General features: G+C 56.0%; 13 protein-coding genes. 5 read left to right on the forward strand and 8 right to left on the reverse strand.

The genetic code is table 11. The features are described 5' to 3' along the window. The first annotated feature begins 41 nt into the window (after positions 1-41). Positions 42-1,817, forward strand: a complete 1,776-nt coding sequence (locus RIB44_19415; protein ID MEQ8618748.1) for a PQQ-binding-like beta-propeller repeat protein — start codon at positions 42-44, stop codon at positions 1,815-1,817. A gap of 120 nt (positions 1,818-1,937) precedes the next feature. Here the strand turns inward: RIB44_19415 and RIB44_19420 are convergent, their stop codons facing one another. Both RIB44_19420 and RIB44_19425 read right to left on the reverse strand, forming a co-directional pair. Next, positions 1,938-3,743: a sodium:solute symporter gene (locus RIB44_19420; protein ID MEQ8618749.1), complete on the reverse strand. Its 1,806-nt coding sequence runs from the start codon at positions 3,741-3,743 to the stop codon at positions 1,938-1,940. 104 nt (positions 3,744-3,847) lie between these two features. Next, positions 3,848-5,443, reverse strand: a complete 1,596-nt coding sequence (locus RIB44_19425) for a DEAD/DEAH box helicase (GenBank protein MEQ8618750.1) — start codon at positions 5,441-5,443, stop codon at positions 3,848-3,850. 723 nt (positions 5,444-6,166) lie between these two features. Here RIB44_19425 and RIB44_19430 point away from each other — a divergent pair. After that, a complete protein-coding gene (locus RIB44_19430) occupies positions 6,167-8,227 on the forward strand; it encodes a PTS sugar transporter subunit IIA (protein MEQ8618751.1) in 2,061 nt (686 codons plus the stop codon). A 398-nt stretch (positions 8,228-8,625) separates the two neighbouring features. Here RIB44_19430 and RIB44_19435 read toward each other — a convergent pair whose 3' ends face one another. The 4 genes from RIB44_19435 to metG all read right to left on the reverse strand — a co-directional run bounded on the left by RIB44_19435 (position 8,626) and on the right by metG (position 16,403). Continuing rightward, positions 8,626-11,835, reverse strand: coding sequence for an efflux RND transporter permease subunit (locus RIB44_19435; protein MEQ8618752.1), 3,210 nt, complete (start codon positions 11,833-11,835; stop codon positions 8,626-8,628). 205 nt (positions 11,836-12,040) lie between these two features. Then, on the reverse strand, positions 12,041-13,375 hold the full coding sequence (locus RIB44_19440) for an efflux RND transporter periplasmic adaptor subunit (protein ID MEQ8618753.1): 1,335 nt from the start codon (positions 13,373-13,375) through the stop codon (positions 12,041-12,043). Positions 13,376-13,442: 67 nt separating this feature from the next. Beyond that, a complete protein-coding gene (locus tag RIB44_19445; GenBank protein ID MEQ8618754.1) occupies positions 13,443-14,159 on the reverse strand; it encodes a TetR/AcrR family transcriptional regulator in 717 nt (238 codons plus the stop codon). 156 nt (positions 14,160-14,315) lie between these two features. Next, on the reverse strand, positions 14,316-16,403 hold the full coding sequence (gene metG / locus RIB44_19450) for a methionine--tRNA ligase (GenBank protein ID MEQ8618755.1): 2,088 nt from the start codon (positions 16,401-16,403) through the stop codon (positions 14,316-14,318). Between the two features lie 213 nt (positions 16,404-16,616). Here metG and RIB44_19455 point away from each other — a divergent pair, with 213 nt between their 5' ends. The 3 genes from RIB44_19455 to RIB44_19465 all read left to right on the forward strand — a co-directional run bounded on the left by RIB44_19455 (position 16,617) and on the right by RIB44_19465 (position 19,624). Beyond that, positions 16,617-16,751 carry a hypothetical protein gene (locus RIB44_19455; GenBank protein ID MEQ8618756.1) on the forward strand — a complete coding sequence of 45 codons (135 nt, stop codon included), beginning with the start codon at positions 16,617-16,619 and terminating at the stop codon, positions 16,749-16,751. Between the two features lie 85 nt (positions 16,752-16,836). Then, on the forward strand, positions 16,837-18,441 hold the full coding sequence (locus tag RIB44_19460) for a trypsin-like peptidase domain-containing protein (GenBank protein ID MEQ8618757.1): 1,605 nt from the start codon (positions 16,837-16,839) through the stop codon (positions 18,439-18,441). A gap of 238 nt (positions 18,442-18,679) precedes the next feature. After that, on the forward strand, positions 18,680-19,624 hold the full coding sequence (locus RIB44_19465) for a hypothetical protein (GenBank protein ID MEQ8618758.1): 945 nt from the start codon (positions 18,680-18,682) through the stop codon (positions 19,622-19,624). A gap of 14 nt (positions 19,625-19,638) precedes the next feature. Here RIB44_19465 and RIB44_19470 read toward each other — a convergent pair whose 3' ends face one another. After that, positions 19,639-20,100: a RidA family protein gene (locus RIB44_19470; protein ID MEQ8618759.1), complete on the reverse strand. Its 462-nt coding sequence runs from the start codon at positions 20,098-20,100 to the stop codon at positions 19,639-19,641. Between the two features lie 18 nt (positions 20,101-20,118). Beyond that, entirely contained in the window at positions 20,119-20,499 is a 381-nt protein-coding gene (gene hisI / locus RIB44_19475; protein ID MEQ8618760.1) for a phosphoribosyl-AMP cyclohydrolase, read from the reverse strand. Between the last annotated feature and the right edge of the window lie 201 nt (positions 20,500-20,700).

The raw sequence follows: 20,700 nt of genomic DNA on the forward strand, positions 1-20,700 counted from the left end.
TTCGGGCTAAACGATCAAAAACGCAAGCAGCAATAACCTCAATGAATACAAAACCAAAGAAGATTCTCGCCCTCACACTTGCTGCAACCGCAGGTTGGTTAAGCAGTTTCAGCCTAGACCTCGTCGTTGGTAAGACGGTCACAGCAGCCAACGCGATTGACACGGAGCAGACCGGTGATTGGCCTCAGTGGGGCGGCACGCCCCAACGGAACAACGTCCCCGTCGCGTCAGGCATTCCCACCGAATGGGAGATCGGCGACTTCGACTACGAGACGGGCGAGTGGGATTCCACGAACGCGAAGAACATCAAGTGGGTCGCCAAACTCGGTTCGCAGTCTTACGGCAATGCGGTTGTGGCTGATGGACGAATCTTCATTGGTACCAACAACAGTGGCGGTTGGCTGAAACGTTATCCTTCGGACGTCGACCTCGGCTGCTTGCTCTGTTTCGATCTAGAAACGGGCAAATTCCTTTGGCAGCACAGTAGCGAGAAGCTCCCTTCGGGCCGCGTCCACGATTGGCCTTTGCAAGGGATTTGTTCCGCGAGCTACGTCGAAGGCGATCGACTGTGGTTTGTGACCAGTCGTGGTGAAGTTCGCTGTGTCGATACTGCCGGATTCCACGACGACGAGAACGATGGTCCGTTCAAAGAAGAAGAGGCGATCATCAAGGAGAAGGGGCACGAGTACAACATGAAGGAAGAGTCGGATGTCGTCTGGGTATTCGACATGATGGAAAAGCTGAAGATCTCGCAGCACAACATGTGTAGCTGCTCGGTGACTGCCGCGGGCGATGTGTTGTTTGTGAACACCTCCAATGGCGTTGATGTCGAGCACAACTACATTCCTGCGCCTGAGGCCCCCAGCTTCTTTGCGATGAACAAGAACACCGGCGAGGTTCTGTGGACCGATAATTCACCGGGCCTGAACATCCTCCACGGCCAGTGGTCTTCGCCCACTTACGCGGAAATCAATGGCCAAGCGCAGGTGATTTTCGGCGGCGGCGATGGCTGGGTTTATAGTTTTGACCCTGCTGGTGACGGGAAGGGTGGTCCGAAACTGCTATGGCGATTTGACGCGAATCCCAAGGAATCGAAATGGGAACTTATGGGCAAGGGAACGCGGAATAACATCATCGCAACACCCGTTGTGTACGAAGGGAACGTTTACGTTGCCGTCGGCCAAGACCCAGAACACGGCGAGGGCGTCGGTCATCTTTGGTGCATCGACCCCAATAAAGAAGGCGATGTTAGTCCCGAGTTGGCTTACAACTCGGAGGACCCCGACAAGATCATCCCTCACAAACGCGTGCAAGCGGTGATCCCTGAGGAGGGAGACTTCGCTCGACCGAACCCTAACAGCGCGGTGATCTGGCACTATGAAGGGTTCGACAAGAACGGCGACGGCGAACTTGAATTCGGAGAGACCATGCACCGCAGTTGCGGTACGGTCGCCATCAAGGACGACGTCCTCTACATCGCCGACTTTAGTGGCCTGTTCCACTGCCTCGACGCCAAGACTGGCAAGTTCAATTGGAACTACGACATGCTCTCAGCGGCTTGGGGCTCGCCATTGATCGTTGACGGCAAGGTCTTCATTGGCGACGAGGATGGCGAGATGGCAATCTTCAATCATTCAGCCGACCCCAAAAAAGCCATGAAGCCCGAGTACGAAGATGACCCTGAGAGCGAGATGGTTCCGTTCTACGGGCAACCTTACATGGGGGCAACGGTTTACAGCACACCGATTGTTTCTGGCGGAGTGCTGTACATAAGCAGTCAGTCGCATCTGTTCGCGATTGAAGCTGATCAAGAGTAGCGATGCCAAAGTTAGCCACGGATCGCACGGATGACACAAATTTGAAGAACAGAAGGCACGATTTCCATCCGTGTTCTCCGTGCAATCCGTGGCCTAATGTTTACGTTATCAGCTTGAAGACTATCCGCTGAAGTAAACATACGCCCCGATAATCGCGGCAACTACCGTTGCCGAGGCAACCACATCGAGCCCGCTCCAACTTGCGCGCGTTTTCGAGAGGTCTTCTTCCGAGACTTCGCCGTAGGTCAGGCCTTTTATCTGCTGGTAATTGGGAGCTGCCGTGAGCCAACTGACGATCGCCATGACGGCTGCGCTCACCAGAAAGATCAGCAGGCTGAAATACTGGAAGTACATGTTGTTGATGACATAGTTCAGGCTTCCTGGTGCATAACCGTCTTCGTAGCCTTTCCAGCCGAGGCTCACGGGGGTGTCGATAGCCAGCCGCCATAGGCCCAGAGCAAAGCCAACGATCAAAGCGGCTAGGCAGCCTTTCGAGTTTGCCCTGCGAAAGAAGATGCCGCCGAAGAATACGACGAAGATCGGCGGGGCAAGATACGCTTGAACGCTTTGTAGATATCCGTAGAGGCCCGACTGGTTGGCGATTACCGGCACCCAAGCCAATCCGAGAGCAACCATCACTGCCGTCGCGACACGGCCGATCCACACGAGTTGGCTCTGCGTGGCATCGGGGCGCAGCTTGCTATAGAGGTCAATGGTAAACAACGTCGAGCAGGCATTGAAGACACCCGCGAGCGAACTCATCAACGCTGAAAGCAGCCCGGCAACGACAATGCCGCGGATGCCGGCAGGCAGGACATTCATCACCATCATCGGGAAGGCCGCTTGGGCTTCGCCCCGCACGACTTGGCCGCTCTCATCGATCAAAACATCAAGTCCGGCGGTTTCGCCCTGTTTGGCCAGTGCAAAGCAGATCATCCCTGGGATGATGAAAATGAAGACCGGCAGCAGCTTTAGAAAGGCCGCGAAGATACTCCCACGGCGGGCCTGCGTTTCGTTGCGGGCACCCAAGACCCGCTGAACGATGTATTGGTCGGTACACCAATACCAGAGACCAATGATCGGTGCGCAGAACAGCATGCCGACCCAAGGGTAAACACCTCGATCGCCATAGATGGATTGCGAAGGTGAATTGTCGAAGTACCAAGCCGCACGGGTCTCTTCGCGAACGGGCTCCCAGGTCGCTTCGACCTCCTCAGGCATCATTGGCTGCCAGAGGTTGAACATCTCGCTACCGCAGACTTCGCGCAGTTTCGACCAGCCGCCGAGTTCCTGTAAACCGTAGTACGTGACGAGAACCGAGCCGAGAATCAGCACCAAGGTTTGCACGGCTTCCGTATAGGCGACAGCGCGGAACCCACCCAAGACGGTGTAAAGGCCAGTCATCAGGATCACGAGGATCGAGCCGACCCAGAAGCTATCGATGTTCAGCTCGCCAACGGTGAAACCGAAATCCGGCAGGAGGGTGCGAAACACGATTCCCCCGGCGAAGATGCCCACGGCAATTTTCGTTAGCACGTATGCGACTAACGAGATCACCGAAAGCATCCAACGCGAGGTCGCGGAGAAACGCTTTTCTAAGAACTCCGGCATCGTGAATACTTGCGACCGCATGTAGAACGGCACAAGGATCCAGCCTAGCACCAGCAAACACCACGCATGAAGCTCGTAATGCGCGAAGATCACACCATCAGTAGCCCCCGAGCCAGCTAGGCCAACGAGATGCTCAGAGCCGATGTTCGAAGCGAAGATCGACGCTCCGACGATGAACCAACCTAGGTGCCGACCTGCAAGAAAGTAATCGTCAGTGGTATCCTTGCTTTGACGAATGACCCACCAAGCTAGCAGGCCGAGCAAAGCAAAGTAGCCACCGATAACCAGCCAGTCGAGCGTTTCCAGCGATTGCATGAGTGCCGCCTAACTTCAAGAAGAGGTTGTTCGTTGAAGTGGCAGTGTACTGAAAAACTCAGTAAGTGCGAATCGGCTAGTGAAGGCCAGCGAAATCCAGCGAGCTAGCCCTTCTTCGCAGCTCGCTCGCGACGGCCGGGACGGTTTTTTCGCTTACGCGAACCGTTCTTGCTGCCTTCGGCAGTTTTGTTTTTCTTGCCTTTGAAGTTCGCGGGAGGTTCCGTGCTCCCTTTCCGGCGGCGCGGCTTGGTCTTCGTGGTCGAACTTGATTCGTTCTTCTCACCTTTGTCGTTAACGTCGGTTCGTGGAGCGTATCGCTTCTTCTTGGCGCCCAGGTTGTCGTTCTTACCGTCGTTGCTCGCGGGCCGCCGTTTTCCTCCGCCGAAGCGTTTTCCACCACCGCGTTTAGGAGGGCCATTTCCCCGACTTCTTTGTCCTCGCTTAGCGGGTGCCGTGATGGGATCGGTCGGTTCAAATCCTTCGATGCTCGGCTCGACAGGGATCGTTCGCTTGGTGAGCCTTTCGATTTGCTTCAGCAAACCTCGTTCGTCACCGGCACAAAACGAAACGGCCACGCCCTCGGCACCGGCTCGGGCTGTGCGGCCAATCCGATGGACGTAGACTTCGGGTGTTTCGGGAAGGTCGTAGTTCACCACATGCGAAACGCTATCGATGTCCAGCCCGCGAGCAGCGATGTCCGTGGCGATCAGCACCGGCGGATTGTTGCTCTTGAATTGGGCGAGCGCGCGATTACGCGCTCCTTGACTCTTGTCACCGTGGATAGCGGCAGCACGATGGCCATCTTTGCGTAGCCGCTTGACCAGTTTGTCCGCACCATGTTTTGTGCGACTGAACACAAGCGTTCTTCCTCGCGGCGTTTCGGTGAGGAAGTGAGCTAGGAACTCGGGCTTACGGCGTTTATCAACCAAGTGCACCGATTGCTCGATCCGGTCTGCCGGCTTCGAGTTTGGGGCAACTTGTATCGATTCTGGCTTCTTGAGCCACTGTTGAGCCAGCTTGCGAATCTCTCCAGGCATGGTGGCCGAAAACATCAACGTTTGCCGCTTCTCAGGAACCTTGGCGACAATGCGTTTGAGGTCCGGCAAGAAACCCATGTCGAGCATCTGATCGGCTTCATCAAAGACGAGGATCTCGATTTTCGAGAGATCAATGTGGCCTTGGTTCATCAGATCGAGCAACCGGCCAGGTGTGGCGACCAACGCATCGACGCCGTGCCGAAGGGCCTTCACTTGTGCATGTTGTCCGACACCGCCATAGACGACCGTCTGTCGAAGCGGCGTATATCTGCCATACTTCTTTAAGCTCTCTTCAATCTGGGCGGCCAATTCTCGTGTCGGTGAAAGTACTAGAGCTCGTAGCGTGCGGGGCTTGGGCTTCCCGCCGCGTGGGCGTTTCTGTTTATTTTTCGGATCGCGCCGCGGACCTGACTGTGATTTTGGCGGCAGGTTTTGCAGTAGGCGATCAAGCATCGGCAAAGTAAAAGCCGCTGTCTTGCCGGTGCCCGTTTGGGCGCAACCGATGAGGTCTTTGCCAGCCAGAACAACCGGGATCGCTGCGGCTTGGATCGGCGTTGCCGTCTCGTAGCCGAGCTCGCTGGTCGCCCGCAGGAAAGGCTCTGCCAGTCCAAGTTGAGTGAAATCCTGTGAGGTTGCTTCTGAGGGAGCGTCTTTCAATGTCACTAATCTATTTCTTTCGTGTTGCGATGACATCCGCCTGCCGTGGTCCAAGCCGCTAGACGAACGCCTAGTGACAGACCCTTAGCGACAGAGGTCACCCGAGAGCTTCGTGGGGTTCGAAGCTGATGCCAAATTGCCGACCTTATTCTTCTGGCTAACTCGCGAACGTCACGAGAGACGAAGAATCAACGCAAGCCAATCAATCTGGCTGGCGGCGGTCGCAAGGGGCAAGAAAATCAGTCGCGGTCGAGAGTCAGAAAGCCTGCCTTCCTAATCCTAGCAGATTGGAGGCGGCGAACCGCTTGCTTCGAGCTTCGAATGAACACAACCGTTGTGCCAGTCAGATTGCCGCAGTAATTGTCAGAACTACGCTGCTTGGCCGGAAGGTCTCACACCTTTGTATGACCTACAGGATAGCAGGCCAGACGTCGTGGGCAAGTCGAAATTGGACAAAGGCATGTGTTCCTAGCACCTCGAACTTCTTGTCATTCCGAAGGGAGGCTCGCCGACCGAGGAATCTGGGCTCAACTAGAGTGCGTTCCCGATTTCTCCGGTGCCGAGACACCTGTCGAAATGACACGAAGTGCGGAGTCGTGGTCAAGTCGTCCTAGGCTTTGATTTTATGGATAACTATTGATCCTAAACGCCTCGCCAGCTAGCTTGTCGAGCACCAACCTTATCTTTTCTAGCGATTTTGCAGCCAGTTCTGGGCGGAAACAGCATCGAATGGAAATCCTTCAACAAGCATTCGAGAAGGAAGCTTTTTTGCTCGACGTCGAGGCTTTCGACGTCGAGCAGGTCATCGAGAAGACCATTGATGGTTTAATCGCCAAAGGGCTCCTTACCGAGGAGGTTCGCGACGAGGTTGCTGCTGGGCTGATCAAAAGGGAGCAGCAGTCCTCGACGGCAATCGGTCATGCGGTGGCCGTACCGCATTGCTACCTCGACTGTTTAACCGACCCGATGGTCGTTTTTGTGCGGCTCGACCACGCGCTGAACCTTGGTGCACCTGACGGGATTCCGACGCGTTACTTTTTCACACTGCTCGGACCGAAAGAAGCAACCGCGGAGCATCTTGATACACTGGCCACGATCGCGCGGGCGACTTCAGATGGTGAGTTCCGCTACGATCTGCGCCGAGCCCGCAATCAAAACGATCTGCTGGAGTCGCTTACCCGATTCGACCAGCGTAGCTCCCAAGTCGTCGTTACCCTGCGAGACCCGGCAGAGGCACTCATCCATTCGGGGCAACTCTTTGGCGGTATCAAGCAAGATATCGCTCGTCGGCTGCCGCACTATCTGAGCGACTTTGTCGACGGCTTCAATTTCAAAACCCTCTCAGCGATCATCTTTCTGTTCTTCGCGTGCCTGGCTCCGTGCATTACTTTCGGTGGCCTGATGGGCGCTGCGACCAACAACGACATTGGCGTCGTGGAAATGCTGCTCGCGACCGCCATCTGCGGCACGGTCTATGCCTTCGTGGCAGGGCAACCCATGATCATTCTCGGCGGGATCGGGGCGCTCTATCTCTTCACAGCAATCCTCTACCAACTGTGCACTGATATGGAGCTGCCATTCTTGGCAACCTATGCCTGGGTTGGTTTCTGGACTTCTTTGCTGCTGATCTTGCTTGCTGTTTTCGAAGCGAGCGTGCTCATGCGGTATTTCACACGGTTTACCGATGAGATCTTCGCGGGTCTTATGTCCGTACTGTTTATCTATGAAGCGGTCCGAGCAATCGTCGGTCGTTTTAGAGTGAGCTTTGCAGCCGAGGAAGATAACCACGACGCCGCGTTCCTGACGTTGGTACTTGCGATCGGCACATTCTATATCGCGATGAATCTGTCTCGCTTTCGAAGTAGCCGCTATCTAGCGCCCTGGATGCGCGAATTCCTGTCAGACTTTGGCCCCACAATCGCATTGGGTTCCATGACGATTGTCGCAATAGCCATCATGGACGAAGTGAAGCCCGACATGCTCCAGCCGCCTGAGAAGTTTACCGGTACGACATCAGGGCGGGCCCTATTAGTGGATCCCTTTGTCGGCCCGAAATGGTCGTGGTTTGCTGCGCTGGTCCCTGCGCTCCTGGCGACTCTTCTGATTGTGCTTTCGCACAATATTACTGGCCGCCTGTTGAACAGTCCCGATAATCGGCTCCACAAAGGGGCCGCGTATCACTGGGATCTTGCAGTGGTCGGGATTTTGGTGGGCGTCTGTTCGCTGTTCGGTTGGCCGTGGTTTGTCGCCGCCACGGTCCGGACGCTCGCTCATGTGCGTTCACTGGCGACCTTTGAAGGTTCGGTTTCCACGGGAGGTGAACGCAGCCAACGGGTGATTCACGTTCAAGAGACACGTATGACGGGCCTAGTCGTTCATCTGCTGATCGGCACCTCGCTCGCACTTCTCTCCTGGTTGGAATACGTGCCGCTGGCAGTCCTCTACGGTGTGTTCCTTTACATGGGCGTGGTGTCGTTGGGTGGGAACCAGTTATTCGAACGGTTGCTGCTGCTGTTTGTTGAGCCCTCGCTCTACCCCCGCACGCACTACATGCGACAAGCACCCGTCAAAGTGATTCACAAGTTTACCGCCATTCAGCTCATCTGCTTTGTCGCCTTGACGGTGATCAGTCTCGCACCGTTTCCGACGCTGCAACTTCTGTTTCCTCTGTTCATCGCTCTCCTCGTACCCTTCCGTTTGTACTTGGGACGATTCTTTCAGAAGCAGCATCTAGACGCGTTGGACGCGGAGGAGACACCGGGAGAAGAAGAGGATCACTGGTCGGGGTAGTAGAGAGTGCTGCGGGCGGCTGCGAGATACGCATGAGCCAAGTTTTTGATTCGTGCATCCACAAAATTACCGCGAAGCGATTACGCAACATAGCCCAGGGTTCGATCATCACGAGCCCCAGCGAGTGTGATCGTACCCTGGGTTAATGGGTCCAAACAAACATCGACCGAGCAAGATGCCATGAGTACCGAAGAACTCAGCCGAGGTCGAAATCGAAACGGCATGCCTCGGCTCTTTGCGACCTCGCTTTGGTGCCGCCGGTTGTCTTGCCTTTCCGCTCGGTCGCTTCTTTGCGGTCGCTTGTTTTCCCAGGTTAGGTCAAAGCTCGCTGGGGCTCGCTATTGACCAACCCTGGGCTATGGGATGAAACGCCTTCGGCGTAATTATCGCAATCGCCGCTACCCCAGTGCTGGCTCGAACGACATCCGAGTTTGCCGTACCGGTACGCTCACCTCTTCCCGGCACCCGCGGCACATCAACAGGACGTACAGACTCGGCGCGAAGATGAGCGCCATGATCGTGGCCCCGCTTACGCCGCCGGCAATGGTTGTCGCTAGGGGCGGCCAGAAGCCGCCGCCGCCAATGATTAACGGTAAGAAACCGGCAATCGTCGTGAAGGTTGTAGAGAGCACATGACGCGTCGCGCGGACGACCACATCGCGCACCGCAGCCGGATCGCCAGTGGCGGCCTGTTCATCTTCTCGCAGGGCGGCGAGCACGACGATCGTGTCGTTGATCGCCACACCGATGAGGCCCATCGTGCCGACGATACCCATGAATCCAAACGGGTATTGGAACAGCGCAAGTGCCCCCAGGCTTAAGCCCACTGAGAGCATCGCGACCACGCCGATGATGCCCGCCATGCGAAAGCTACCAAAGCTGAGCACCAGGGTCGCCACCATCATCACACCAAGCACGCCGACGCTGGAGAGCAGGTTGCCGATGGCGTCGTCACGCTTCGAGGCTTCACCGCCGAATTCATAGCGGTAACCTGCGGGGAGTTCAAAGTCAGAATCGGCGAGCCGTTGTTGGAAATCCGCCAAGACGCCCGCGGGCAGTTCTTCCGCCGTGATGTAGGCCTGCACTTCGTTCATGCGAATCGTGTTAAAGTGCGGGATGACGGAGACTTCGGGCTTGAGGTTGATCTCAGCGATTGAAGAGAGGGGGATCCGTGCCGCTGAAGCGGCACGGCCATTTTGGTCTGGAGACTGGGGGCCCGCCGAAAGTAAGTCCAGCGAACCGACGGTGCTGAGTTGCCCGCGCTTTTCATTCTGAATTCGCACGCGCACAGGCAGCTCTTCGGTTGCTTCCAAGAGCGATCCGCCGATGGCCCCTTCGAGCGAGGCGTCTAGCTGGCGTGCGATCGTTGCGTTGTCGAGGCCCGCGAGGCGTGCTTGCTCTTCGTCGACATCAATCGCCAATTTCGGCAGAGCCTCGGCGAGGCTGGCGGTGGTGTGAATCACCTCGGGGGTTTCGGAGAGGACCGCACGAACTTCGTCGCCTAACTCACGCAGGACGTCTAAGTCTGGGCCGTAGAGCCGCAATTCAATCGGCGCTTCATACGGCGGTCCTTGGGCAAGCTGACGGACAAGAAAACGTGCCTCGGGGAACGCATCACTCAGCTCTGTTTGCAGCGAGCGAATCAGCTCGCCAACGCCCTCGGCACTCTCAGCCTGCACCAAGGCTTGAGCGTATTGCGGCGTGCCTTTCTTGTTGGAAAGCATGTTGTAGTAGAACGGTGGAGCGCTTTCGCCGATGAACCACTCGACCGCTTTGATCGACTTGTTCTTCAGCAAAATATCACGCGCTGCGAGTGCTGTTTCGGCGGTGTAACCAATCGAAGCCTGGGAAGGGAGCGTCAATTGGATCTGGAACTGATTGCGGTCCGCTGGTGGGAAGAACTGGTCGGTGAGAGTGCTGGCAGCAATGAATCCAGCAATCGGCAGGAACATTCCCAATGCTACGCCGATCAGTGGGCGATGAAAAACAGAGTCGAGCATGCCGCGATACAAAGTGGTAAGGCCAGCGTTGGAGAAGCCGCTCGACCACCAGTGACGCTTGCGTGTTTTTTCGGTCGTTTCGCTTTCGTCGCGACTCATTAGGGCCATCAATGAAGGAGTCACCGTCATCGCCAGCAGAAACGAACTGGCGACGGCCAGGATCACGCTCGTGGCGATCGACCCGACGAATTCTCCCGCAGGGCCAGGCATGAGCGAAATCGGCGCGAAGGAGAGCGCCGTCGTCACGGTCGAACCAAGCAATGGAACGGCTAAGTGCTTCACGCTACCAGCAACGGCGCTGCCTGGCTTTTCGCCAGCGGTAATCCGCTCGCGCACTTCATCGACCATCACAATCGCATTGTCGATCAGCAGTCCCAGTGCGATGATCAGTCCCGTGATCGACATCTGGTGCATCGGGACGCCCATCAATCGCATCCCGGCAAGCACCATGAGCGACGCAAGGGGTAACGCGGTTCCCACGACGATGGCACTTCGCCAACCCATCATGAACCAGACAACCACAATCACCGCGGTCGCTCCGACAACGAGGTTCCCCAAAAGGGTTGTCAGACGCGTTTCCACGTAGCGGTTTTGTTCGAACAACACCTTCAAGCGGACACCACTGGGCAGCGAGGATTCAAACTCGGCAAGCGTCTCCTTCAATGAATCTGTCCAGTGGTCGACACGTTTCTCTTCTTTCACGAGCGAGCCCAATGCGACCGCCGGTTTTCCATCGACGATGGCAAGCGAGCTTTGCGGCTCAGCAAACGCTTTGGAGACCTCGGCGATATCTCCCAAGGCAACGAATCGACCGGCTCCTTGAGTGCTTCGATTGTCGACGGCAATGGGCAGGCTCCGAACACGCTCGACCGAGTCGATTTCCGCATCGACTTCGAAAACAAGATTGCGAGTCTCTGAACGCAACAGGCCGGCGGAGACTTTCGCATCGCTGGCGGCGACGAGTTGAGCCACTTGCTCAACGGTTAAGCCGAGCGTCGACAGTTCGTCCTGTCGTATTTCGACGACAATCTCTTCGCGCGGATCGCCAAAGGTATCGACTTCGCGGGTGCCATTAATCGCTCTTAGGCGATCCTCCAATGCCTCGGCCTGACGTCGAAGGATTGCGTAGCTGGGCTCCTCGGGGAGGTCCCAAACGAGTGCAACGATGGAAGCGTATGCGGTAACCTCGAGTAAATCGAAGTCAGGGTCACTTGCTCCAGTTGGTAGTAGGGGCGTCGCGTCGTCGATTTTGTCTCGCACGCGAGACCAGACTTCATCGACAGCGTAGACGTTGTCCTTCAGTTCGATCGTGACGGTCGAAATGCCGCTGAGGCTGGAAGAACGCAGTTCTTTGATCTCTTCGATTTCCTGCAGCTCGGTTTCGAGCTTTTCGGTAACGAGGGCTTCAACACGTTCCGCACTCGCCCCAGGAAACTGCGTATTGATGATCGCCGCCCGCTGTGAAAGCACGGGATCTTCCATCCGCGGCAAAATGTAGTAGGACGAAAGTCCTGCCACCAAAATCAGACAGATCGCCAACATCAGCAAACGGCTGTTGTCGAAGAACAGACTGGCGAGCTGTCGATTTTCTTTGTCGGCGTCGTGCATTGTGAAGACTTTCTAGCGCTAATTTTGGCCACGGATCCACACGGATTTCACGGATGATTTTTCTAGACTTCTCATAGCCCGAAGTGTTAGTGAGGGAGAAAACTGATTAGTGGAATCCCTCGCTTGCGCTTCGTGCTGTGATTCTTAATCATCCGTGCAATCCGTGTTCATCCGTGGCAAAATTCAGGCTTGCACTTTCTTGTGGCTACTTTGCATTGGAGGGAGAATCAGTTTCGGGTAATTTTACGAGAGAAGCCGGATCGACGACGACTCGCTGACCGACGACCACACGATGCGTTCCGCTTGTCACGACTTGGTCGCCAGGGCGAAGTGTGCCGCGGACAAAACTGCGATCGTCGACGTTGTCGAGTAGTTCCACATCGCGGCGGGCGATTTTTCCTTGGCGGCTGCCGGCGGTCGACGTGCCCTCTTCGGCAGGTTCCACGACGAACACCGACCAAAGACCGCGAGTACTGCGTGAGAGGGCAGTCGTTGGAACCCAGTAGCCGTTCTTCTCGACGCGCTGCTCGGCCGCAAAGCGAAAGACCTGACCGGGCAAGGGTCCACTCTCGCCAGACCCGGCGTCTGCGACGAGATCGAGAATGACGTTCCGCGTTCGCGTGGTACGATCGACCTCAGGAGCCAAAGAACTGACTTCCGCTTGGACGGAATAACCGTCGACAAGCAGGGTATGCGTGCTGCCTTTCGAAAGTGTGGCGGCTGTGCTGGCTGGCAGTCCGACCCAGGCTTCGAGATGCGTGTCATCGACAATTTCTACGACAGGCGTGCCTGCTTGGATAACGATTCCCTCGTCAACCATCCGCGAAGCGATTCGGCCCGCATAGGGGGCACGAAGCAATGCATCTTCAGCATCGTGATCAAGGTCTTCGAGAAGCGCGTTGATCTGATCGAGCCGCGCTTGCTGTGCTGTTTTCTTTTCTTGACGCGTCCCGACGACAAGCTCTTCCAACTGCCGTTCGACCATGGTGACGCGTGCAGCGGCAGCCTCTGTTTCATGGAGGTACGTTTCGTACTCTTCCTGAGAAACGGAGGCCCCTTGAACAAGCTTCGCTCGCCGAGCTAGTTGCTTTTCCAAGACTTTCAATTGAGCCCGAAGTGTTTCAAGCTCGGCACGCTTAGCTGCGATCGTTTCTTTTCGCGGTCCGTTGACTAGTTCGAGCAGTATCGCTTCCGCCTCGAGACGCTGGGCTTTAAGATGTTCTCTGCGGGCTTCGATGTGCCGCGTGTCGAGTTTGCCAATGACTTGATCCGCTTCGACCCGATCCCCTTCGTCAACGGAAAGTTCAACGACCTCACCGCCGCGTTGAAAACCTAGCTGGCTGCGGCGGGATTCACGGAGGATACCCGTGTAGTCGCGCTGGCGAACATAGCTGTTGATCTGCTCGACGGTGAAAGTGCTAACCGGAAGCGGTGTGTTCGTCTCAATTTCTTCCGATTCCGCTGAGGCTGCTGTACTTCCCGCTTTGGTTGCTGCGAAAGCTCCGCCAACAGTCAGAGCGACCAAAGTTAAGAGGATCAAGTTGCGTTTCGTCAAAAATTGACGTTGCGTCAAATTCTTGGCAAAAAAAGAGTGTTCGGTGGCGGTGCTAGAACTCATCGGAAAATGCCTCTTCTCGGACCCGGTCCATCAAAGCTTGGTAGTCAACTTCATGCGAAAACGGACGCCAGCCATAGCCATCCAACATGAAGCTCTGATTATCTCTTAATGCCGCCACTGGTTCAGCGATGCCGTTGTCGCCCAGTGAATCGCTGGTTGCCATGATCGTGTACGCCCCGAAATTCAACGACCAGAGACCGAACACTAGGTCTTCAGGTGTCCGTCCTTCGGGCATTGTTAGGTCTCCATGAGCGAGTCCATCGCGAACAATGCCACTAATGATCTGCATGCAGCGAGATTCGCAGGACTGCATCATTTGTTGGCGTTCTTCGCTGGTTTTCTCCCAAATTGAGGCGGAACGAACGATCTGCTCCACGGCGAAATGAAGCGGAAACCGGTCTACAAACTCTTCAGCCGCCGCACCTACAGCAGCCATTCGCTCACGCGAATTACCGTTCCAAGTGGCTGCGACTTCAAACATCCGTAGGCGGGTTTCCAGCGCATCATTCGCCAAGGCGAGAATGATTTCTTCCTTGTTGCGGAAGTGCTGGTAGATCGTACCTTTGGAGTATTCCATTTCCGCGGCAATCCGGTCCATACTCAGACCGAGATAGCCCGACTCGCGCAACATTACGCGGGCAAGTTCGAGGATGCGAACTTCCCGCTCTTGTTTCTCGCGTTCTTTTCTTGTGAGGGTTGCGACCATGATTCAATTCTAACATCCTGTCGAAAATTGACAAGACGTCAATTATGCTTTTCGGCCTTTTCCATCCAGAACCTTAATGTGCCGTAAGTGCATTGTAGAGAACGCCTTATGGCGCCTGCGGCAGGCCTTTGGGGAATGCTAAGAGAGTTTTTACTGCTAATGCAACCGTTGGCCGGGCTTTGCACCCTCGTCGGGCGTCAGCAGATAAACCTCGCCGCCTCCGGGTCCGGCAGCAGCGACCATGCCTTCGCTGAGGCCGAACTTCATCTGACGCGGCTTCAAGTTGGCGACGCAGACGACGAGACGGCCGACGAGTTTCTCGGGTTCGTAAGCCGCTTTGATGCCGGCGAAGACTTGTTTGTAAACGCCCCCACCGAGGCTGAGCCGCAGTTTCAAGAGCTTACGTGCTTCGGGGACTTCTTCCGCCTCGACAATCCGCGCGACTCGAAGGTCGACCTTCATGAAGTCGTCGATAGTGCATTCTTCGGCCAGCGGTTCGTTGGCGAGTGCCTCGCCGCCATCTGCCCAAGGATCGGTAACGGTTTGATCGCCACCGGTCGCGGCATTCGCATCTTGTTCGTTTTCTTCTTTGCTTTCTTCAATCATGGCATTCACTTTCGATTCTTCGATACGCTGAAGCATGTGTTTGAACTTGTTGACGGGCGTTCCCACAAGTGGCTTCGATGCTTGATCCCAACTCACAATGGGCTCACCAAGTAATTCTCCCGTTTGCTCCGCCAACTTCGGCAGCACGGGAGCTAGGCAGATGACGATTTGTCGGAAAAGATTCAACGCGATCGTGCAGACGTCTTGCAGTCGCTGTGCGTTGTCGGGATCTTTGCGGAGTTCCCAAGGCTTATTCTCTTCGACAAACGGATTAGCCGCATCGGCGAGACTCATGATCAGCCGCATCGCTTGGCTGTAGTTACACGACTCGTACGCGGCAGCGATTTCTTCACCGAGCTTCACGCCGTTCTCGAAAAGCCCGCCATCGTCCGGATAGGTTTCAGAAAGGCCCGTCTTGGCCAGGAACTTCGCACTTCGGCTCGCTAGGTTGACGACCTTGCCGACGAGGTCGGTGTTGACTTTGGCGATAAACTCATTGAGCGAAAGATCGATGTCGTCGACTTTGCTGGAGAGTTTGGCAGCGTAAAAGTAACGTAAATAGGCGGGGTCGAGGTGATTCAGGTACGTCCGCGCTTTGATGAACGTGCCCTTGCTTTTGCTCATCTTCTCGCCATCGACGGTCAGGAATCCGTGGATGTGGACCTTCGTCGGCAGACTGAACCCGGCGGTCTTGAGCATGCCTGGCCAGAAAAGTGTGTGGAAGTAGGTGATGTCCTTGCCGATGAAGTGATGCACTTCGCAGTCGGGGCTCTTCCACCAGTCGTCGAAGTTCTCCCCAGTGCGATCGCACCACTGTTGGGTCGATGCCATGTAGCCGATCGGGGCGTCGAACCAGACATACCAGTAGTTGCCGGGGCTGTCAGGGATTTCGAAGCCGAAGTAGGGTGCAGGTCGCGAGATATCCCAATCACGCAACGGCTCGATCTTGCCCGCCTCGTCTTTGGCTTCGAGAAAGTGCCCTTTCAAATAGTTCGCGACTTCCGGCTGGAGGGCACCGCTGGATTGCGTCCAGTGGTTGAGGAACTCGTGCAACTGTTCCAACTCAATGAACAGGTGCAGTGCCGAGCGCACCTCCGGCGTCGCACCGCTGAGCGTGCTCACTGGATCGATCAGATCTGCGGGGCTGTAGGTCGAGCCGCATTTATCGCAATTATCGCCGTATTGCTCGGGCGAGTTGCACTTGGGGCAGGTTCCTTTGACGAACCGGTCCGCGAGGAACGTGTTCGCCTCGGGGTCAAACAATTGCTCGACTTTCTTCTCTTTGACGAGTCCCGCTTTGCGGATCGACGCCCAGATTTCGTGGCACTTTTGGCGATTCTCTTCGCTGTTCGTGCTGCCGTAATTGTCGAACTCGATGCCAAAATCCGCGAAGTCCTGCTCATGCTCGGCCTGCATTGCCGCGATCAGTTCTTCCTCGCTGCGGCCTTCTTGCTTGGCACGAATCATGATCGCCGTGCCATGCGTGTCGTCAGCGCACATGTAGCGGCAATCATTGCCACGCAGTTTTTGGAAGCGCACCCAGATGTCAGTCTGTAGGTACTCGACCAAGTGCCCGATATGGATCGAGCCGTTGGCGTATGGTAGGGCGGAGGTGACAAGGAGGCGGCGTTGGGTCATCTGCTAGCAGTGCTGGCGGTTGATTGGAATTTGAGACCGTATTGTATTTGAACCGCCAAGGACGCCAAGAGCGCCAACTTAGGAACCACAGATGGACACTGATAAACGCAGATAGGTCAAACGACGCCGCTCTGGAATCAAATGTCTTGCTTAAGATATCCGTGTGTATCTGTGTCCATCTGTGGTTTCAATATTCGCCTCGGCTAGCGAAAAATGCTAGCACTCTCGGCTGGTATTGCGGCTATGATGCATCTTGCCGACACTCCCGACCCGCGTTGGAAGAACTATCTCTTGGTGAAGAAGGAATCTCGCCAGAGAAGGTTCACCGGCGTTCCCGTGAGTTATTGATGCCCCGTAATTAAAGCCCCGTAATCCAACCGGCGCGATCGACCCAATGATCGCAACGTAGCCCGAACGTCCATGGAGGGACGCAATGGTTCGTTGTACTGCTTTTCTCTGCCTGCTTTTCTCAGCCGGCATCGTGCATGCCCAGGCGCAAAACCCGACGCCTGGCGTGACCTTGCTGCAATTCTCTTCACCAAGTTGCGGACCTTGTCGCTCGATGCGTCCCAAAGTGCGTCGCCTTCATCAGGCCGGTTACGCCGTGCGAGAAATCGACGTTACTCGTGAACCGCAACTTGCTGAGCGGTACCGCGTTCGAAGCCTGCCGACCTTTGTCACGGTTGTTGGCAATCGCGAAGAGGGTCGTCTCGTTGGAGCAACTTCGCAAGCGCAACTCCAGGAGATGATGCACAAGTCGTTGCGGATCGCTCAAGCAAGAACTGGAAACGCTCTGAGTGAGCGGTCGAGTAACCCAGAATTTGAATTGGTAGGCTCCCCACAACCATCGCGAACGGTGCCGCAGAATCGGATTGTCGACGTGAGTTCTCGGCAAGGGGATGCCGCCAACCAGGGGGCTACGGTTCAGCAACCGGCACAGACAAGGGAGAACTTAGGGGCGGCTAAGCCGCGAGCGGCTTGGCCACCTACTGCGTCGTCGCAGAATGCCAACGCCACGAGGATCAGTCCCGATCAACTGATCGCTGCCAGTGTTCGATTGACCGTTGAAGATCGCGATGGCCAGTCAACGGGAACCGGCACCGTTGTTGATTCGCGTGAGGGAGCCTCGCTAGTGCTGACTTGCGGACACATTTTTCGTAGCTCGGGTGGCAAGGGGCCGATCTCGGTGACCTTCTTTCAGTCCGGCCCGAACGGTGCCGTTGTGAAAGAAACATTGCCAGGTGAGCTGGTCGATTTCGATTTGGAACGCGACTTGGCATTAGTCAGCGTTTGGACGAAGAACCAAGTAACCGTTGCACCAATCGCCCCTCCAGCTGTACAAGTGACACGCGCCGATGCCGTGACCACCGTGGGTTGCAACGAAGGGGCCAACCCCACGGCAATCAACACCCAAGTGACCGCGATCAATCGCTACCAGGGAGCCCCCAACGTCGAGGCAGCAGGTGCGCCGATTGAAGGACGCTCCGGCGGGGGCATGTTCAACAGTGCTGGACAACTCGTGGGCGTTTGCTTTGCAGCAGATCATGAAGGGAATGAAGGGCTCTACGCGGCATTGGGTTCGATCTATGCGAAACTCGACGAGTTGAAACTCTCCAACGTTTATCGCAATCCCCGAGTTGGAAACATGGCTCAATTGAGCCAAGAGGAATCGACGCCGGTCGTACCGCCGACTCAAAACCAAGTTGCTGTTGCCGCGGCTCCAACGCCCCCGCTGACCATTCGCGGGCAGCAGCCGACGTCGACTTCAAGCTCTACGTCTCCAAACTCGATGACTCCCGATTGGCCGCCAAGGGAAGCGCCCGTTACGCCTGAGGTTGTCCAAGGCCCGGCTGCCAGCGCGACGCCTCTGTCGCAAGAAGAGCAGGCCGCTTTCGAGGAGATCCAGCGGCTTGGCGCCGATTCGGAAGTCGTCTGCATCATTCGGCCGAAGACGCCCGATGGGAAAAGCCAAGTGATCCGCTTGGAGAACGCTTCGCCGAGCTTCGTGTCGAAGCTTCGGGAACAGGCACCGCGGTAGCCCAGCTTCTCTTGGAACAAGAAAGCTAGCGCCCGTATAACCAGCACGACCGGTAGATGCCGATTCGCCCTCGTGGAATCCCTAGGGTCTACGCGAGACTTATGATTACAAAGCGCCTGTTTATTGGCGCGAAAATCGACACGTGGACAGTGAGCAAACTACCTTTAGAAGTGCAGAAAACTGCTCCAGCCACCTGGCTGCCATCGTGCCGTTTGTTTCTTGCGTTTGATGCTTCGTCGTGCTCACCTTCTTTTTTATCATTTCAGTGCTGAACCTTGCCCTCGGGTACGGGCTCGCTCTGTACTTGGGTAATCCGCTGGCGAGCAAACAGCCAGCACCCCAAATCGATGAGGAGAGGCCTGCGGTCGCTTCAGAGGAAGAGATTCACAAACTCCTTAACGATCAAGTTGAAGAGTCAGCCTCGGATGACCCTGCACAGGCTGAGCTTCCCGAGCCTACAGCAGTAGTTGAACCAACCCCGGCAGTTTCCGAAATCCCGATACAAGCTTCGCCAGTTGAGCCAATACCTCAAGCCTCAATAGAACAGGAACAAGAAGAGGTAACTGCTGAGGTTGCCAAGCCGCAGGCTTCTTTAGAACCACAGCCAGCCCCACCTACCGCTGAGGCCAACGGTGAGCCTGAGTTGACGGATGACCATGAGAAGAGCGAAGCGGAGACGCCTGCCCCTGATATCGCTGCTTGGCAAGAACAGCTTCGGGAGCAAGCCCAGAAGAATCAGGCGGGCGAATTAAATGACACTCTGTCGAGGCGAACGGGCACCATCGAAGAGCAGCAGCCGACTCTTGAGGAATTCGTGGGACGCCAGGACCAGGCGAACATTGAATCCTCCCAGGAGGCCAAAGTAGAGCCTGAAGCCACCGAGCCCGAAGCAGAGGTCTTGGCAGGGATCGAAGCTTTTCGGGACCAACTTTCGCAGAATCTCCCACAGCCGCTGGAGCCGCAGTCTGCTGAGCAACCATCAGCAGCAGACGCTGGCTCGTCAAAGCCAGCGATTCCTTCGGATTCACCCGCGACAGACTCTGGGGAGTCTGAGCCAGCGAACGAAGAGGCGACTCCAGAGGAAACCGTCTCGACGGAGGGTGAGGTCGAAAACGTAGATGCCGATGTAATGGCCGGTATCGATGCGTTCCGGCAGCAGCTTGCTGCCATGCGGGGCGAATGAAAGCGGAGTCGCTGTTAGGCAAGTTCGAAAACGGCCTCGATCTCAACAACCCAGCCACCGGGCAGCGAAGCTGCACCGAAAGCACTGCGTGCTGCCACGCCCTGCTCTTCGCCAAAAACGTCGCGCATCAATTCGCTGAAGCCATTGATGACGGCCGGTTGATCTTTGAAGTCAGCAGCGGTCTGCACGAGACCGACGGTTTTTACGAGCCTAGCAATTCGGTCGAGGCTACCGCAGTATTCGCGAAGCGATGCAAGCATCGCAAGCCCCGTCTGCCGCGCGGCTGCCTTAGCTGACTCAAGATCAATGTCGTCGCCGGCTCTCCCACAGGTTAGCGTGCCATCAGGCTGAAGTGGGCCATGCCCCGAGGTATAGAGCAGACCCTGGCATTCAACGACTGGTTTGTAGAGTCCAATTGCTTTAGGGGCGGGAGGAAGCGTTAGGTTTAACGCGCTGATGCGTGCTTCGTGACTCATGATAGATTCCTGATTGGGCTAAATATCGTAGACGTCCGACGGATCGAACTTGCGCTCGCCTTCAACTTTCCAATCGTCACTCTCGCGACGGCGAAAAAAACAACTGACATATCCCTCATGGCAGGCGGCACCTCCTACCTGTTCAACTTTTAGCAAGATCGTGTCGGCGTCGCAGTCGATGAAGACTTCCCGAACATGTTGAATGTTTCCGCTCTGCTCGCCTTTCTTCCAAAGCCGCTGACGGCTGCGACTGTAGTAGACAGCTTCTCCCTCAGCCAAAGTTTTCTCCCATGCCTCGCGGTTCATGTAGGCCAGCATAAGAACCGTGTTGGTTGCGTGGTCTTGCGCAATGACTGGTAAGAGTGTATTTGCATCTGTGAAGGCGGGCAGGTCAGACATCGCGTTGAACTTGTTGCAGGGTCGATTGGGTAAAGGTGATTCCGCCGAGCAAAATTCGTGCAATTGGACTAATCGGAGCGAAGCATACGGTCGGCTTATTGCGGAAGATTTTGCCTAGTGTCGTCAGTCGGCCTCACCGTTGACGATCCATGATACTACGGAGAAGCCGTTCGTGAAGCGTCGCGACTTCGTAAGAATCCT

The sequence above is a fragment of the Lacipirellulaceae bacterium genome (assembly GCA_040218535.1).
Taxonomy (GTDB): domain Bacteria; phylum Planctomycetota; class Planctomycetia; order Pirellulales; family Lacipirellulaceae; genus Adhaeretor.

What these genes read in the sequence shown, in the direction of transcription:
- RIB44_19430 (MEQ8618751.1), top strand. Translation starts at nt 6,167, where the DNA reads ATGGAAATCCTTCAACAAGCATTCGAGAAGGAAGCTTTTTTGCTCGAC.
- hisI (MEQ8618760.1), bottom strand. Translation starts at nt 20,499, where the DNA reads ATGTCTGACCTGCCCGCCTTCACAGATGCAAATACACTCTTACCAGTC.
- metG (MEQ8618755.1), bottom strand. Translation starts at nt 16,403, where the DNA reads ATGACCCAACGCCGCCTCCTTGTCACCTCCGCCCTACCATACGCCAAC.
- RIB44_19460 (MEQ8618757.1), top strand. Translation starts at nt 16,837, where the DNA reads ATGGTTCGTTGTACTGCTTTTCTCTGCCTGCTTTTCTCAGCCGGCATC.
- RIB44_19445 (MEQ8618754.1), bottom strand. Translation starts at nt 14,159, where the DNA reads ATGGTCGCAACCCTCACAAGAAAAGAACGCGAGAAACAAGAGCGGGAA.
- RIB44_19415 (MEQ8618748.1), top strand. Translation starts at nt 42, where the DNA reads ATGAATACAAAACCAAAGAAGATTCTCGCCCTCACACTTGCTGCAACC.
- RIB44_19420 (MEQ8618749.1), bottom strand. Translation starts at nt 3,743, where the DNA reads ATGCAATCGCTGGAAACGCTCGACTGGCTGGTTATCGGTGGCTACTTT.
- RIB44_19455 (MEQ8618756.1), top strand. Translation starts at nt 16,617, where the DNA reads ATGCTAGCACTCTCGGCTGGTATTGCGGCTATGATGCATCTTGCCGAC.
- RIB44_19470 (MEQ8618759.1), bottom strand. Translation starts at nt 20,100, where the DNA reads ATGAGTCACGAAGCACGCATCAGCGCGTTAAACCTAACGCTTCCTCCC.
- RIB44_19435 (MEQ8618752.1), bottom strand. Translation starts at nt 11,835, where the DNA reads ATGCACGACGCCGACAAAGAAAATCGACAGCTCGCCAGTCTGTTCTTC.